21 protein-coding genes and 1 tRNA gene are annotated in these 15,087 nt (G+C 57.9%); 13 read left to right on the top strand and 9 right to left on the bottom strand.

Translation table 11 applies throughout. The annotated features are described in order from the left end of the window. Window positions 1-30 precede the first annotated feature (30 nt). Complete coding sequence (locus CEQ44_RS22570) at window positions 31-1,050, bottom strand: integrase arm-type DNA-binding domain-containing protein (RefSeq protein WP_254913950.1); 1,020 nt, start codon at window positions 1,048-1,050, stop codon at window positions 31-33. Window positions 1,051-1,325: 275 nt separating this feature from the next. Then, the gene (locus tag CEQ44_RS22565) at window positions 1,326-2,069 is read right to left on the bottom strand and encodes a hypothetical protein (RefSeq protein WP_088185651.1); all 744 of its coding nucleotides are present in this window, start codon (window positions 2,067-2,069) and stop codon (window positions 1,326-1,328) included. A gap of 380 nt (window positions 2,070-2,449) precedes the next feature. Between CEQ44_RS22565 and CEQ44_RS22560 the strand changes: the two genes are divergently transcribed. Next, on the top strand, window positions 2,450-3,004 hold the full coding sequence (locus CEQ44_RS22560; RefSeq protein ID WP_088185650.1) for a recombinase family protein: 555 nt from the start codon (window positions 2,450-2,452) through the stop codon (window positions 3,002-3,004). 220 nt (window positions 3,005-3,224) lie between these two features. On the opposite strand, the gene CEQ44_RS22555 is transcribed toward CEQ44_RS22560, so the two are convergent. Beyond that, a protein-coding gene (locus CEQ44_RS22555; RefSeq protein WP_088190969.1) for an IS5 family transposase occupies window positions 3,225-3,991 on the bottom strand; the annotation gives its coding sequence in 2 pieces (ribosomal slippage) (window positions 3,225-3,679 and window positions 3,679-3,991; 768 coding nt in all). 94 nt (window positions 3,992-4,085) lie between these two features. Here CEQ44_RS22555 and CEQ44_RS22550 point away from each other — a divergent pair. The 5 genes from CEQ44_RS22550 to CEQ44_RS22535 all read left to right on the top strand — a co-directional run bounded on the left by CEQ44_RS22550 (window position 4,086) and on the right by CEQ44_RS22535 (window position 7,258). After that, the gene (locus CEQ44_RS22550) at window positions 4,086-4,289 is read left to right on the top strand and encodes a hypothetical protein (protein ID WP_144036361.1); all 204 of its coding nucleotides are present in this window, start codon (window positions 4,086-4,088) and stop codon (window positions 4,287-4,289) included. Window positions 4,290-5,087: 798 nt separating this feature from the next. Then, complete coding sequence (locus CEQ44_RS22545) at window positions 5,088-5,348, top strand: hypothetical protein (protein ID WP_088184125.1); 261 nt, start codon at window positions 5,088-5,090, stop codon at window positions 5,346-5,348. A gap of 20 nt (window positions 5,349-5,368) precedes the next feature. Continuing rightward, window positions 5,369-5,878 carry a hypothetical protein gene (locus CEQ44_RS22540; RefSeq protein ID WP_088190900.1) on the top strand — a complete coding sequence of 170 codons (510 nt, stop codon included), beginning with the start codon at window positions 5,369-5,371 and terminating at the stop codon, window positions 5,876-5,878. Further along, window positions 5,875-6,459 (top strand): hypothetical protein, encoded by a 585-nt coding sequence (locus CEQ44_RS24150; RefSeq protein ID WP_140419341.1) that lies wholly within the window; start codon window positions 5,875-5,877, stop codon window positions 6,457-6,459. Before CEQ44_RS22540 ends, CEQ44_RS24150 begins: the two co-directional genes overlap by 4 nt. Continuing rightward, on the top strand, window positions 6,422-7,258 hold the full coding sequence (locus CEQ44_RS22535; protein ID WP_088184127.1) for a hypothetical protein: 837 nt from the start codon (window positions 6,422-6,424) through the stop codon (window positions 7,256-7,258). Before CEQ44_RS24150 ends, CEQ44_RS22535 begins: the two co-directional genes overlap by 38 nt. Here the strand turns inward: CEQ44_RS22535 and CEQ44_RS24615 are convergent. Then, complete coding sequence (locus tag CEQ44_RS24615) at window positions 7,255-7,671, bottom strand: hypothetical protein (protein WP_140419449.1); 417 nt, start codon at window positions 7,669-7,671, stop codon at window positions 7,255-7,257. The two genes, CEQ44_RS22535 and CEQ44_RS24615, sit on opposite strands and share 4 nt — an antisense overlap. Before the next feature lie 70 nt (window positions 7,672-7,741). Here CEQ44_RS24615 and CEQ44_RS22530 point away from each other — a divergent pair, with 70 nt between their 5' ends. Further along, window positions 7,742-7,987, top strand: coding sequence for a helix-turn-helix domain-containing protein (locus CEQ44_RS22530; protein ID WP_088184228.1), 246 nt, complete (start codon window positions 7,742-7,744; stop codon window positions 7,985-7,987). Here the strand turns inward: CEQ44_RS22530 and CEQ44_RS22525 are convergent. After that, entirely contained in the window at window positions 7,964-9,538 is a 1,575-nt protein-coding gene (locus tag CEQ44_RS22525) for a site-specific integrase (RefSeq protein ID WP_088184128.1), read from the bottom strand. The two genes, CEQ44_RS22530 and CEQ44_RS22525, sit on opposite strands and share 24 nt — an antisense overlap. A gap of 89 nt (window positions 9,539-9,627) precedes the next feature. Next, window positions 9,628-9,714: transfer RNA gene (locus CEQ44_RS22520), tRNA-Leu, on the bottom strand. Between the two features lie 131 nt (window positions 9,715-9,845). Here CEQ44_RS22520 and CEQ44_RS22515 point away from each other — a divergent pair. The 3 genes from CEQ44_RS22515 to CEQ44_RS22505 all read left to right on the top strand — a co-directional run bounded on the left by CEQ44_RS22515 (window position 9,846) and on the right by CEQ44_RS22505 (window position 11,816). Further along, window positions 9,846-10,613, top strand: coding sequence for an alpha/beta fold hydrolase (locus CEQ44_RS22515; RefSeq protein ID WP_254913846.1), 768 nt, complete (start codon window positions 9,846-9,848; stop codon window positions 10,611-10,613). After that, on the top strand, window positions 10,613-11,482 hold the full coding sequence (locus CEQ44_RS22510; protein ID WP_088184130.1) for a tetratricopeptide repeat protein: 870 nt from the start codon (window positions 10,613-10,615) through the stop codon (window positions 11,480-11,482). Before CEQ44_RS22515 ends, CEQ44_RS22510 begins: the two co-directional genes overlap by 1 nt. Before the next feature lie 88 nt (window positions 11,483-11,570). Continuing rightward, entirely contained in the window at window positions 11,571-11,816 is a 246-nt protein-coding gene (locus tag CEQ44_RS22505; RefSeq protein ID WP_254913847.1) for a hypothetical protein, read from the top strand. A gap of 9 nt (window positions 11,817-11,825) precedes the next feature. Here the strand turns inward: CEQ44_RS22505 and CEQ44_RS22500 are convergent, their stop codons facing one another. Then, window positions 11,826-12,533, bottom strand: coding sequence for an SIMPL domain-containing protein (locus CEQ44_RS22500; protein WP_088184131.1), 708 nt, complete (start codon window positions 12,531-12,533; stop codon window positions 11,826-11,828). A 104-nt stretch (window positions 12,534-12,637) separates the two neighbouring features. Between CEQ44_RS22500 and CEQ44_RS22495 the strand changes: the two genes are divergently transcribed. Genes CEQ44_RS22495 through CEQ44_RS22485 form a run of 3 tightly spaced genes read left to right on the top strand, consistent with a single transcriptional unit; the run spans window position 12,638 to window position 14,253 of the window. Continuing rightward, window positions 12,638-13,072 carry a VOC family protein gene (locus CEQ44_RS22495; RefSeq protein ID WP_088184132.1) on the top strand — a complete coding sequence of 145 codons (435 nt, stop codon included), beginning with the start codon at window positions 12,638-12,640 and terminating at the stop codon, window positions 13,070-13,072. 5 nt (window positions 13,073-13,077) lie between these two features. Next, complete coding sequence (gloB, locus tag CEQ44_RS22490) at window positions 13,078-13,800, top strand: hydroxyacylglutathione hydrolase (protein ID WP_088184230.1); 723 nt, start codon at window positions 13,078-13,080, stop codon at window positions 13,798-13,800. Window positions 13,801-13,851: 51 nt separating this feature from the next. After that, window positions 13,852-14,253 (top strand): hypothetical protein, encoded by a 402-nt coding sequence (locus CEQ44_RS22485; RefSeq protein ID WP_088184133.1) that lies wholly within the window; start codon window positions 13,852-13,854, stop codon window positions 14,251-14,253. Window positions 14,254-14,259: 6 nt separating this feature from the next. Here the strand turns inward: CEQ44_RS22485 and CEQ44_RS22480 are convergent, their stop codons facing one another. Beyond that, entirely contained in the window at window positions 14,260-14,610 is a 351-nt protein-coding gene (locus CEQ44_RS22480) for a MerR family transcriptional regulator (RefSeq protein ID WP_088184134.1), read from the bottom strand. Between the two features lie 82 nt (window positions 14,611-14,692). After that, window positions 14,693-14,989 (bottom strand): integration host factor subunit alpha, encoded by a 297-nt coding sequence (gene ihfA / locus CEQ44_RS22475; RefSeq protein ID WP_066606727.1) that lies wholly within the window; start codon window positions 14,987-14,989, stop codon window positions 14,693-14,695. Window positions 14,990-15,087 lie beyond the last annotated feature (98 nt).

Below are 15,087 nucleotides of genomic sequence, written 5' to 3'. Positions count from 1 at the left end.
TCGAAATGAGGGGTCCCTTTTAGACGCCGATCACCCCGCTAACGGGGTCCTTTTTGCACGCCGATCCACATCGCCGGAGTAGCCGAGTCTACGAAGCGCGCCGTTCAAAGCGTTCTCAGACATAGGACGCTTCAAGGACTGGAAGCCGGGAAAGACAAACTTGCCTGTCCCGGTGATCTCTCGAATGGAAGAAAAAATCGCTAGAGACTGCCTGGATAGCGGTACGCGATGGGGCCGGCGCATTTTCATCTTTTCCGCAGGGATGCACCACAACGCCTTGCCAAAATCGATCTCGGCCCATTCGGCATGACGTAACTCGCCGGGGCGGACGAAAACATGAGGCGCAAGGCGCAGAGCTGCCCGGGTAACCGCATGCCCATCAAAAGTCTCGATTGCCCGCATGAGTGGTCCGACCTGCTGACTGTTGGTGATTGCAGCCAAATGCTTCACCTTGGGCGTGGTCAGGGCGTCACGCAAATTGGCCGATAGATCATGCTCTGCCCGTCCGGTGGCAATGGCATAACGAAAGACCCTACCGCACACACTTCTCAATCGTCTGGCTGTCTCGTGCCTACCGCGACCTTCGACCTGACGGAGAACTGCCAACAGTTCCATGCTTGTGATCTCGCTGATCTTTCGATTGCCCAATGAGGGATAGGCGAACTCAAGCAGCCACTTCACTTTGCCAAGGGTGACAGCGCCAAGCCCTTCGCGTTCTCGTTTCGCCAGCCACTCTTCGGCCACAGTCCGAAAGCCTGTTGTCGCTTCGAACGCTTCGAGTGCCTCCGCTTCCTTGCGTGTTGCCGCTGGGTCCGATCCAGCCGCCAGCAGCCTGCGGGCCGCTTCTCGCTTTTCTCGTGCTTCCGCTAGGGTGATCAATGGGAACACTCCCATTGCCATCGTCTTGGCTTTGCCGCCGAACCGGTAATTCATGCGCCAGTAGCGACCGCCTTGAGGGGTGATCAGAAGATAAAGTCCGTGCCCGTCCGCGAGCTTGTAGGGCTTTTCACGGGGCTTTGCTTTGCTCAGTGCGAGGGATGAAAGTGCCATGGGGGTATCTCCTGCGGCCACGTTGGCAGATACCCACGAAGATACCCTCAGGTACCCCGGATTCACAAATTCACGAGCGGATACCGGCGGACGCCGGACGCAAAAAAACCGCTGTTTCCAGCGGTTTTTTCGATCTATCCGGATTTCTGCGGAAGAACAGATGGTGCCCAGAAGAGGATTTTGCAATCCACTCCCTAAGCAATTGAAAAGCAATGCCATTTCATTTTAGCGTCGGTGCGGTTGTATTAGCTTTTTGTACTAGCGATGGCAAGGTGTCATCCTTTTGCGTTTTCCGGCCACGACATCGACAGTTCGTTCATTCGCTCAGTAAGTGCCAAGGCCTCAAGGGCCAACTCAGCATCGTCAATAATGCTTGTTTGAATCAGCGAACCGTTCAAAGTCGCACATGCTATCATATTGAAGTAGTTCCGCTTGGTTACAGCGAACAAAACATTTTGCATCTCTTCCAACTTATGGTCGCCAATACCTCGAATGAGGGAAATGCCAGTAACGTGAGACGACAAGCCCGACAGCATCTTATGAAAGCCGTAAAGTTGAGGCACTTGCCCGGCTTCGGCTAGACCCTTCCAATTCAGAAATGCCGCCTTCTCTCCCTCGGCAAACCCAGCTTGCAGGTAGCGTAACGCCGCCTCGGTACTCTTGACCATGGCTTCGCTCTCTGCCTCTCGGTGAACCTTAATCTGCCCTTGCAAGGTGGCCGCAGCATCCCTTCTCATTAAGTGAGGAAACTCACCTCCCATCCTTAAATTGGCCGCTATGCAAATAGTAGTCTCAACTGACGATCTGACGATTATCTCGCCTTCCCCATAGCACCCGTTTTGCCAGAGGATCGCATATGCTCTGTGATGAGCGCGTAGGCGACGGAACAATATCATCGCCACTAGCTTGGGATCAGCTATGGTTCCCTCATAGCCCTTCGACCTTTCCCAAATCTTTTCAGCAAGAAGCCCTATTTCATTGAATATCGCTATCTCATCCGCCGTTGGTCCCGTAGTCATTGGACACCCTCCCAACTAACGTTGGCGATATCGTAACGTCATAAGCCAAAATAAGGTAAAATCCTTCAGACCCCAATTTTGGTAGAGATTTGCGAGGGGGCAACTCTAATAAAATGTGGGCCGATTTACCCCGTAGGGGGCCATGACCAGCCGCAGAGACAACGGATCGTCCTACCCTGCCTGGAATGGACAGGGGCGTAGCGCAGCCGGGACGGCACCACATGGCCTGTCATCAGTTGCCGCTATCGTGTCCGATATAGGTATACACATAGCGGACACTACGATGAGACACATTTCATGTCCGATATGGGTTGACTTGCATATTATCGGACGACATATGCAAAGGCTCTAGACCCTAATCGGACACATGAGGCATCGCTATGGCTACTATCGGATATGCTCGCGTTTCATCAGTTGGGCAGTCGCTCGACATACAACAGGCGGCATTAGCGGATGCTGGCTGCGATAAGATATTTGCTGAGAAGAAGTCAGGCCGCAGGGCCAGCGACCGGGAGCAACTAGCTTTGGCGTTGGACTATGTAAGAGCAGGCGACACTCTGGTTGTCACAAGGCTGGATCGGCTGGCTCGCTCTGTCATTGACTTGCATCATATTATAGCCAAGCTGACAGACAAGGGCGTATCGTTCCGTGTGCTGCAACAGTCGGGCATTGATACGTCTACGTCATCGGGCAAGCTGCTCCTAACCATGCTTGGCGCGGTTGCTGAGTTTGAAGCGGACATCAGGGCCGAGCGCCAGAAGGACGGGATTGAAGCTGCCAAGGTCAAGGGCGTTTACAAGGGCCGTCCCGCGTCGATTGATCCAGCCATAATTCAGTCTGCTCTAGCTGCCGGGGAGGCCCCTGCCACCATAGCCAAGCGCCTCAACATAGCCCGCAGCACCGTGTATCGCCTCAAGGATGCCGCCCCAGCTTGATCGGTCGCCACTCAACGACATGAACATGCCCAGCCAACGCACGGGCCTGCCCCCCCTCCTATCAAACATGCTCTTTTTGGGGCGGAGAGACTCGCTCAGAGCGATTTTGCTGCACTCGCTACCAGACTGCCGGATTTGCCGAGTGACTCTGTATGCCCGCCTAAGCGTGGCAAATATACCAATCCTTTATTGGGACCGTAAACGCTAGGACATGTGGAGATTAGGCCGTAGACTCATAAGCTCGCAACCACAGACGCATTGATGCGAGCTGGACCATGGCGAGGAAGTTTTCGGCGAGCTTGTCGTATCGGGTGGCGACACGGCGGAAGTGCTTTAGCTTGGAGAAGAAGCGCTCGATCAGGTTGCGCTCCCGATAGAGCCGTTTGCTGAAGCACGGCCTCCATTTTCTATTGGATTTGGCCGGAATGTTTGGCGTGGCACCCTGTTCCTCGATCAGCGTGCGGATGCGGTCGGCATCGTAGGCCTTGTCGGCAAGCACGATCATGTGTGGCCCGAGATGGTCGAGCAGTTCGTCTGCAACTTGCCCGTCATGAGTCTGCCCAGCAGTCAGGCCGAGCCGGATTGGGAGCCCTTGCGCATCGACGACGGCATGGATTTTGGTCGTGAGGCCGCCGCGGGATCGACCGAGACAATGATCTCGATCCCCCTTTTTGCCGTAGCAGCCTGTTGGTGCGCCCGGATGGAAGTGCTGTCGATCATTTGGATTTCACCGTCATACGCGGCGGTGATGGCGTCCATCATCCGGTCCCAGACGCCCACCTTTCGCCAGCGGACAAAGCGGTTGTAGCAGGTGGTGCGAGGCCCATAGCGCTCGGGCAGGTCGCGCCATGGCGCACCAGATCGCAGCACCCAGAATATGCCGTTCAGCACGCGCCGGTCATCGACGCGCGGGACGCCCCTTGGCTTGTTGGGCAACAGCGGCTCAATCACGCGCCATTCGAAGTCGGTCAGATCATATCGGCTCATACCAACGCTGAATCACTGTTCGGCGAAAATGGGAAGGCCTGTTTATTGCCGCCCGACGCTCTGCTCGATGATGTTGCCAATGATAACGAAGGCGATGACGCATCCAAGCAGCCACCATCCTGAGCGCCGCTTCCAACGGTTCAGCAAGATGATTGCTATCGGTAAGCCGATCATGATCGCTACCGCGACCATCAAATCGAAGCTGCTTATCGGCATGAGTCCACCATCACCCGAACCCTACGCCAAACAAATCCGTTCAGCCAAGAGCCATGCACGCTTTTATGAGTTCACGGCCTAATGCCCATCATATAGTACCGGATACACTAGAAGATACTTTTTGAAATTGACACTCCCGTAAATCCGTGGGGCGTTTTCCATAACGAGAAATGGAATAGTAAGCCGCGAGAGCGGTAGGACATACGATAAATGTTCCATGATGCCACAGCCTGAAAGGGTTAGCGAAAGCGGAGGGCGTACAGTTCCATATCATTGGGGTGTGCGGGCATCAGCGGCAGGCGGGCTCTACAATCAACTCTCGATATATCGACGGATCAAGATTGTATCAGCTTTGTCCCACAGTGCTAAGATTAAGAAATATACGATTTCTGTATCTATCTAGCCGGAGGGACGACAGGCGGGATACATCAACAACTCTCTTATCTCTGGATCAATATATATAGATAATATTAGATCTATATATTATATCTAATGGTAATAACTGATATCCAACCATGTGTATGCTGCAATGATCCACTATATAGCATTAGTCCTTTTCTTATATGCACGTTATCATCTAGAATATTTCATTCTTTGATTAGCAATTGTGCCCGCATCTGTCATGACGGCGATGATGGTAGGCGAGTGTGTGTTCCCTGATCCTGTCTGGTGCATACAGCCGAGTGCGTTCCGGTCTTTAAGCCATGCGGTCATTTGGTGACTGGTTCGAACCCTCTGCACAATTGCTCATCAAGGGATGAAAGCCCTTGCCCACACGGTTCTATTTAGCCGTTCCGGTTTCCCTGCGCAGGAGCGGGGCATCTCTCTGCATCTTTGGGAAATAGTTTCCCGAAATCTTCCCCTCCGAAAAGGAATAACTATGACCCCCGTCGATCTTGGTCGGCTGGCTGCGCCCCAGCTTGCCCAATATGTTTCCAATGCAGACCGCCGCATTGTTTCTGGTTTCCGTCTCGCATTGGCCAGCTTGGACATTGCCATTCCAGACTATGCCCAACGCGGCACACCGGGGCGTCCCCCTATCGAAAAGCTTATGGAGCAGGTGGACCGGGATACTGGCACTATCGCCACCTACCATGACGAGAAGCGTAAGATTGGCGTCTTCGCTCCCTGTAGCAAATAAAACCCTCAAAGGATTATATAATGACCGACAACACTAACTCAGTAGCCATTGCTGCTGATATTGAAATCCTGCGTTCAAATTTAGCTAAGGTGCATGCTATGATTGACCTTATTGGCAAGCCAGCAATTACTGCAGCCGAACAGATTTCAAATGCACTTGAAACCGCTAAGCGCAAATTTGATGATGCCATTTCTCGTGAAGCTACAGAACAGCGGCTAGCGCGATTGGCTGGGTTTCGTGACGTTCGTGTAAGCTATCCGCTTGATGCTGAAAGTCTACTGCGCACCCCTTTCACGATCATCTACACCAAGGAAACGTGGGACGTGAAGCTAGGGATGAGCGTGCCGAAAGAACATGCCGTCAGCGGGTTTGGTATGCTGGATGTTGACGCCTACGAATATCTGATGACCGTTCGGCCCGATGCAATTCCGACCGAAATTAAGGCGCTCGTGCCAGATGATCCGCAGGCCGCTATGTCCACCTACCTACTTGCGCATGCCCGTGGCTATTTTAAAGGCAAGACTGCATGAGCCGGACCTATCCGCCTGACTACCAGCCGAAATGCAGTATTGAGCCGACCGATTTAGATGACCTTTGCAATCGGGCTGGACCTTACGCCGCAGCCGCCAAGGCGGAGGTTGAATGGGGTGCTATTACAAAATGGCTGATGGACGGCAGCGCGGGGTATCAGGCTGCAATTGAGGCCGCCGATATACCGGGCCGGGTCGCATCCCTTTCTGTGCTTATAGTGTCGAAGGCCCGCAAAATAGATGCGGGCTGGCCGCACCCGTCAGGCAAGGTCGAAACTGCTGCACTCTACAACTACTCAGCGGACGCCCAATCCGAGGCCCAGCGAACGGCTGAGGATATCTATAGAATGTGGGACGCCGCTGGTCGCCCTCATGTCGATGCAGAGCGATGCAAATTCACATACCGTCTTCTAGTTGCCGCTGCTGAAAGAGGGCTGATTGATGGACTTCCTGCCCACCATGTCGCCCCGGCCACCTCGACAGAGCAGAAATCTATGCCGTCGCATTCCAGCTTGCACAATTTTTCAATTCACAGGAAAATCAATGACCGCACTTTCTCCCCGCCAAGCCATCAAGGTTAAGGCGGCGCTTTCGCTTATTGCCATCCACGGCCACAATCCGCGCACCGTCCAGCAACAGGCCCAAGCCAGCATTGCTAACGGCAACCCTGCTGCCAAAGCCTATAAGGCAGCACTAGACGGTTTCGCTAACCGCGTTCCCGCTCTCCGACCTACGTTGGAGATGGCCGTCGATCTGATCCACCATAGCGACGAAGCCACGGTAGCAATCTATGACCGGGCCTTGTCGGTTTTCAACGATACTGGCAATTCCAGCCATTTGGATGCCTTGGCCCCGATGATCCTTGAGGACGCAAAAGCTTTAGCGATCCAAAATGGTGATGCCTCCGAAGCCGATACTGCCAATTGGGATATTGGCGATGCCCTTGGCTACAGCGATGACGCGTTTGCTCTGACGCCCGACGTACCAGACGCCACTACTCACGCCCCCGGAGAGGCGCGTCAGACTCAATTTCAGTTTGCCGGTTCACCCGGCCCCGGCCCCGTTCCTTCCGCGCCTGTGGCAGCCCCTGCCCCCGTTGGCTTATGGACTGAGGCGGGCTATTCTGCTGGGTCGATATGGTCGAGCAATGAGTGCCGTTCCGATATCGCCCAGCCCGCACCCTATGATCCCACGAAACCCTATCATGACGCGACCGGATATAGGGCTGCATTGACGGGTGAGGACGCCCGACGATGGCACGGGACGCCTATGGGAGGCATCAGCTACATTCAGGATGAAACCGGCATCAGAGCCGCTCCGACCGGAGAACAGGCGCGCCGTGAGGCTGGCATCCCGCTTGGACCCATTGACTTCAGTTAGAATTTCTTTGCGGGCATCGCCGTGTATGGTTTCTTCGCACACTCATAGGTGGTCATCCATCTTATGCTGCTCTTCAGTCTGGTCGCACTGACCATCATGCCGCTATCTCTCGAAACTAGCATGTCGGTGACACCGATTCCCGGCGGACCACCTGACATCCTTAGCTCTAAATCAGTCTCTTTAACGTCGCCGCGAATGCGACAAGGTTGGTAACACCATACTTTTTGACCGAGATGAACACTCATCCTGACACTGGGCTGTTCTGGCACGTAAGACGATTTTTTATATTCTCCATTAACTTCCATGCCTACTTCTACAGGCCTACAATATAGGTCAAAATAATCGCTGGTTGCTGCACTCGATGCTTCAATATTAAAGATTATCGTGAAGAACCCTAGGTAAACTGCCCTCATCACAGACGCTCCACAGAATGGGTCGTAAATACCGTGGCCATAAAGTAGACGGCACCCGATCACAATGCCGGTGAAACGAGTTGCTGGCCATAGAGACGACGACAACAACCTTGCCCGTTTAGGTGAAGCAATTCGCGCATCCCGGAAAGCCGCCGGAATGTCACAAGAAACGTTCGCTGATGAAGCTAAAATAGATCGGTCGCACATGGGAAAGATCGAGCGAGGCGAACGGAACGTAACCTTCCTTAATCTGATCCGCATCGCCAAAGCGCTTGGTCAGCTTCCTTCAGATTTACTCCGTACCGCTCAGCTTTAACCCCGGCACCCGATAGGCTGCTATGGCTGCCACCAGTACACGCATTGAAGGAGTAGCGCCGTATTTATCGGCAGCATCTTTCCCTTCATGTCCCTGAAACTGGCGGCATATGCGCTCTGGTATCCCGGCATCAACGGCATGGGTCTTCCATGTATGGCGGAATGAGTGAAACACCTTGGCCTTGTCGGCAATACCGCAGGCGACCTTATAGCGGCTGAACCATTGCCCCCATTTGTCGGTTAGTTTCTGGCCGATGCCAATGGGTTTTAAACCGGGAAACACCCGCCCAGCTTGATCGGGCAGTCTTTCGACATACTCAATAAAGCCCAGTTCTATCAGCTTGGGATGCAACGGGACTAGCCGATTGCTGGCCTCATTTTTGATCTGATTAGGCAAGGCGTCATCATCCCCGGTATCGGTAATGTCGATGCACCATGCTTCCTGCCGCTGCTCGGCCTCATCAATGTACGGAACGCGCTTAACGTCACATACGCGAAGCTGGCCAATCTCTTCCCGTCGCGCCCCCATGAATAGAGCTATGAGAGGGAGCCAATACGCTGCCTGCCCGCCAGCCATGCCGTCCTTGGGGATTGCCCGGTTGGCATGGACAGGCCCGGAAAACAAAGCGGTTAGGTTATCTGTATCAAAGTCTTTCCGCTTCTCTCCCCGCTCACTGACAGCCATCTTTACATCACGGGCCGGATTGCCGGGGATGATATCTTCCTGCGCCGCCCATTCCAGTAGGGTACGGAGATACGCCAGCCGGTCCCTCACATTAATCTGCGACCGCTTAGGGTCAGCTATCAGCATTCGCTTGTAGGCCATTACATCGGCCTTGGTAATTTGCTCGACAGACTTCCGGCCAATCATGCTGTTGAACAGCTTTGCATCACGCCAGTAGGCGTCTTTGCCACGGGGCGACGGTTTACGCTCAGCGGCCCAGCCATCGACAATATCTGTATCTAGGTAAACACCCTTGCAGGGGCCGGTAGGCTGAGGATCGCTTTGGCAATCTACGGGTTGATTTTGACCTTCTACTGCGGGGCCATTCTCGCCATAGCGGGCATACATCTTAGCAATGGCAGATCGTTTGTCTGCATCGGCCTTTTCTCGCTCATGTGTAACTAGCAGCCTGCCAGCCCTAGCGATGTCAGAAAGCGAAGCGTTCGGCTCATGTCCTGCTGCGAGGGCATCCATGATCGGCTCCAACGCCTCTATCTCCATATCGGCAGCAAAGGCGGCATCTTCGATTAGAGCAGCCTGTTCTTGGTCGTACTCCCATTGCGCCCGCTCCCTGTCCAACCGAGCAGGCGACTTTGGAAGCGCGGGTTCAGGAGCAGTGGCAACGGCCTTATCCCGGCGCGCTCGGTCCAGCAGCTTATGAGCGGCCTTGGTACGATCGGGGATGACTAGTTTGGCGGCGTCCCGGTCCTTAAGGCCGAGCGACATTTTGATTTCGCGCTTACCGCCCATAAAAGGGCGGAGGTCCAACGGTATGGACATGCGGAAATAATATATGCCGTTGGGTGCTTTGTGCAAATAGGAACACATTGGCTTCGTCCTCGTACGTTTGTACTAGACGCTTGTCAAAAAGCCTGCAATTCCAATGTTTTCTAAGGATTTCAAGCCCCTAGAAAGACTGGTGCCCAGAAGAGGACTCGAACCTCCACGACCTTGCGATCGCCAGCACCTGAAGCTGGTGCGTCTACCAATTCCGCCATCTGGGCACGGGGTAGGAGGGCGCCTCTAACCGGGTCCCCCAAAGCTGTCAACGCATTGTCTTCAATATTTTTCTCGCCATTGCAAAAAGCCGGTTTAAGGCGGCATCGCCATCGTAAGATCATGAAGGATGCCGATTGTGAACGCTATCCCTGCCGCCCCGCCCGCGCTGTTCGCCCGGCCCGATGGGCTGCGCCTAGCCTATCGGCACCAGGTCGGCAGCGGACCGACGATCATCTTCCTGCCGGGTTATATGTCGGACATGGAGGGCGGCAAGGCCATCGCGCTGGAGCGGTGGGCCACGGCGCAGAGCCGCGCGATGATGCGGCTCGACTATGCCGGTTGCGGGGCCAGCGAGGGGCGGTTTGCAGACGGGACATTGGCAAGCTGGCGCGACGACGTGCTGCTATTGCTGGATGCGCTGGTCGAAGGGCCGATGGTGCTGGTGGGATCGTCCATGGGCGGCTGGCTGGCGTTGCTGGTGGCGCTGGCGCGGCCCGACCGGGTGGTGGGGCTGGTCGGCATCGCTGCCGCGCCTGATTTCACTGAGTGGGGCTTCACCGACGCGGACAAGGCGCTGCTGGCGACGGAGGGGCGGATCGAGGAGCCGTCGCCCTACAGCGACGATCCCTATGTCACGACGCTAACCTTCTGGCAGTCGGGGCAGGCGTTGCGACTGCTGGAGGGCCCCATCGGGATCGATTGCCCGGTGCGGCTGCTCCACGGCCAGCAGGATCGCGACGTGCCCTGGTATGTGGCGGTGAAGACGGCGGGGCTGGTGCGTTCATCCGATGTGCAGACGCTGCTGATTAAAGACGGCGATCACCGCCTGTCCCGCGACGGCGACATTGCCCTGTTGATCCGCACCGTCGCCAGCCTGTTGGCCCAAATTGTGGATACCCCCTAATGCTCTTTTTCCTGCCGCTCCTGCTCCAGGCCTATTCCCCCGAAACCGAAGCGGTGATGAACCGCAGCCGCAAGGAAAAGCAGGAGGAACGTGCTGCCGCTGTTGCTGCGGCGACGCCTGCGGCGGCAGCCCCGGCGAGAGCCGACGGCAAGGTGCCGATCCCCGCAAAGTTCGCCGCGCCGTTCCAGGCGTGCCTGGACCAGGCGATGGAGTCGCCCGATGCCGGCGTCGCCTTCGCCCAGAAATGGCGGATCGACGGGGGCAGCTTCTATGCGCGCCATTGTATGGGCTTTGCCTATGCGCGGGCCGAGCGCTGGACGCCCGCGATCGTCGCGTTCGAGCAGGCGGCTGAGGAGGCCGAGCGCAGCGGCGAGATGGTGGAGGCGGCGAGGCTTTGGGCGCAGGCGGGTAATGCCGCAATGGCGAGCGGCGACCTGCCCAAGGCGCGGGGCGATTTTGACGCAGCGCTGGCGCGTGGATTGCCCGACGGGCTGGAGAAGGGCGAGGTCCATCTGGACCGGGCACGGGCGTTAGTGGCACTAAACGAGCCGGAGGCGGCGCGCGATTCGCTGGAAGTCGCTCTGGCGCAAGCCCCCAAAGATCCGCTGGGCTGGCTGTTGTCGGCGACGCTGGCGCGGCGGTCGGGCGAGATGAGCCTGGCGCAAGCGCATATCGCGCGGGCGGTGCAATTGTCGCCCGATGACGCCTCCGTGGCGCTGGAGGAAGGCAATATCGCCGTCCTGACCGATCATGAGGATATTGCCCGCGCAGCCTGGACGCGGGCGGTGAAACTGGCCCCGGATGCGCCGGCGGGCAAGGCGGCGGCGGACAATCTGTCGCGGTTGCCTGCCGCCAAAGCGAACAAGTAAAGACGCCAGCAAGACTTTGTAACGGAACCGCTTTCGCCCCCGCCCCGTTCGCTCGTCCGTAGCGGGATTGCATGAAGGAGACAGCGAGTTGGACAGTTACTGGAAGAAGAGCGCGGCGATCGGCCTGCTGCTGGTCGGCGCGATGGCGACCACTGCCTGTTCGCGCGGCGCGACGCGCGGCGGCCTGATCGGCGGCGCGGGCGGCGCGGTCGTGGGTAGCGCCACCGGCCTTGGCACGGTGGAAGGCGCCGCGATCGGTGGCGCGGTCGGCGCGGTCATCGGCGACGATAGCGACCGCTGTTCGCGCCGCGATCGCCGCCGGGGCCGGTGCTGAAAAAGTCCCTTATTTAAGGTAGAAGTCGACGGTCGTGACGACGCGCACCTTTTTGTAGGGCGTGTCGCTCGATCCGTCGCCGCCCTCGCCATCGCGGGCGTCGATCGAGAAATAGCCTTGGGTGGCGCTCTTGATGCCCCCTACCCCTGACCCTGAATCCTTGGCGAATTGTTCGGCGGCGGCGCGGGCGTCGCGGGTGGCGGAGGCGACCATGTCAGGCTTGACGTCATTGAGCTTGGTGAAGCTGTATTTCATGCCCGACCCTTCCTGTAGCGTCACGCCGCGGCGGACCAGGTCGAATTGCTGCGCGACGGCTTTCTGCGCGCGGGCGATGTCGGTCGTGCGGAGCAGCATACGCTGGGTGATGGTGATGTTGTTGACACCATTGTTGAGATATTGGTTCACGCCCGCGCCGGTCGGGGTCAACTCGCCAGGCTTAAAGCCCAGGCCATTAAAATAGCTCTGTAATTCGCGCGTATTATTATCAATCTCCGCGCGGACAGTGGGCAGGTCGAAGCCGGTCGCCGAATAGCTGATCGACCAGGTGGCCAAGTCCGCCGTCACATCCTTTTCCGCCAGCCCCCGCACTGTGACCGAGCGGTCCGCCGCCTTGGCCCGTTTCAGCCCGTCGCCCAGCAGATAACCGCCCGCGATCGTCCCGAAAGCCAGCAGCGCCGCGCTGCCCAGCAAAATCTTGTCTCGCATTTCCAACGTCATTGTCCGCTTTCCTCTTCCGTCTGGTGATGCGCGACCTTATCTTGGGAGCATAGCTACGATCGCCGAGATGAACCGTTGCTTTATAGCGACGAACGGAGAAAGACTTGCCCAAATTCCTGCATAGCATGATCCGCGTCAGTGACGTCGACAAGACCATCGCCTTTTTCGAGCTGCTGGGGCTGAAGGAGGTCAAGCGCTTCGATAGCGAGCAGGGCCGGTTTACCCTGGTCTATCTCGCCGCGCCGGGGGACGAGGATGCGCAGGTCGAACTGACCTACAACTGGCCGCCGGTCGATGGCAGTCCGGCCGAAGTCTATGATGGCGGGCGCAATTTCGGCCATATCGCTTACCGGGTCGAGAATATCTACGACACCTGCCAGCGGCTGATGGACGCGGGCGTGACGATCAACCGGCCGCCGCGCGACGGGCATATGGCGTTCGTGCGGACGCCCGATAATATTTCGATCGAATTGTTGCAGGACGGGCGGCTGGAACCGGCCGAGCCCTGGACGTCGATGCCCAATATCGGCGTCTGGTGAGCGCCGTGATCGAGGTCGTCCGCATCCCCGTCCTCACCGACAATTATGTCTGGTTGCTCCATGACGACAGCAGCGGCGAGACGGTTGCGGTCGATCCGGCGGTGGCGGAGCCGGTGTTGCAGGCGGCGGCCGCGCGCGGCTGGACCATCGGCCAGATCTGGAACACCCATTGGCATGGCGATCATGTCGGCGGCAATGCGGCGATCAAGGCGGCCACAAGCTGCGTCATTACCGGCCCGGCGGCGGAGGCGGAGAAGATCGGCACGCTGGACCGGACCGTGGGGGAGGGCGACAGCGTGCGGATCGGCGATCATGTCGCCACGGTCATGGCGGTGCCGGCGCATACGGCGGGCCATATCGCCTATCATCTGGCCGACGACTGCATGATCTTTGTCGGCGATACGCTGTTCGCCATGGGCTGCGGCCGGTTGTTCGAGGGGACGCCGGCGCAGATGTTCGCCAACATGGCGCGCTTCGCCAGGCTGCCGGACGATACAATCGTCTATTGTGCGCATGAATATACGCTCTCCAACGGCCGCTTCGCGTTGGGGGTAGAGCCGGGCAACGCCGCGCTGGCGCGGCGTGTCGTGGCGGTGGAAGCAGCGCGGGCGCGGGGCGAGGCGACGGTGCCCACCAGCATCGGGATCGAGCGGGAAACGAACATCTTCATGCGCGCGCGCGATGTGGCGCAACTGGCGGAGCGGCGCGCGGCAAAGGACGCGGCCTGACGGTTTTTGCGCTATAGCGTCGTCCTACGGTCAATGGATTGGAGAGTCGCGATGCGTGTGTGGATTGGGATGGCGCCGCTGCTGCTGGCGGCCTGCACCGGCAGCTATGAGCCGACGCCGCTGACGGACAAGCAGGCGGCGAAGCTGGACAAGGCGCTGGCCGGCAAGGTCGCCGGCGAGAAGGTAAGCTGCATCAATCGCGAGCCGCAGAGCAACCTGACCGTCATCAGCAACAATGTGCTGCTCTACCGGGTCAGCCGGAAGCTGGTTTACAAGAATGAACTGATCGGCAGTTGCAGCGGCCTGACCTATGGCGACACGATGATCGTGCGCAGCTATGGATCGCAAATGTGCCGGGGCGACTTCACCACCACCGCCAATTTGCAGACCGGCATCACGACCGGCGCCTGCGCGCTGGGCGACTTCATCCCCTATCGCACGCCCAAGCCCTAAGCAGGGTCAGTCGCCGATCGCCCTGGCGAGCGCCATACGAATGGCCGTGAGCCGCGCTAGAATATCCGACGGGTCCAGTGGCGCAGCCTGGGCGACGGGCACGGTCGGCGCATGGCCGTTGCCGTCCACCAAGGCCTTTTGCGCGCCCTTGACGGTGAAGCCCTCAACATTGAGCAGTTGGTGAATGCGGCGCGCGAGTGCGACGTCGGTGGGCCGATAATAGCGGCGGTTGCCCGATCGCTGGAGCGGTCGCAGCTGGGGAAAGCGCGTTTCCCAATAGCGCAAGATATGCTGGGGAAGACCAAGCTCGCCCGCCAGCTCGCTGATCGTCAGAAATGCACCCTCCGCCTTTTCCATGACAGCGATGTTGCACTCATAATTGACCGAACGTCAACTATGGTAAAGCAATGGTAATGCTGGAAAAGCGGCCTGTGGCCAATTAAACCGAGGCGACCCGGTCGCGCATCGTCTGGCTGGCGCGGAAGGTGAGCACCCGGCGCGGTTCGATCGGCACTTCGACGCCGGTCTTGGGATTGCGGCCCATGCGCTGCGTCTTGTCGCGCAGGACGAAGGTGCCGAAGCTGGAAATCTTCACATTTTCACCGCGTTCGAGCGCGCAGGACATATGTTCGAGGATCGATTCGACCAGCGCGGCGGCCTCCGCCCGCGACAGGCCGACATGGCGGTTCACGCTTTCAGCGAGGTCCGCCCGCGTCAAGGTTGCATTGCCGCTCATAGTCCATCCCCACTTCTTCGCCCCGGCGACCATCATCGCGGATGATCTACCTGAAATGTGATCGATTCGCAGGGCTTTGGCAAGCGCCGCCTGCCTTG

Origin of the sequence: Sphingobium sp. Z007 (assembly GCF_900013425.1) — a bacterium.
GTDB lineage: Bacteria > Pseudomonadota > Alphaproteobacteria > Sphingomonadales > Sphingomonadaceae > Sphingobium.
The sequence above is the reverse complement of the archived record's forward strand: the minus strand, read 5'-3'. Positions and strand labels throughout refer to the sequence as shown.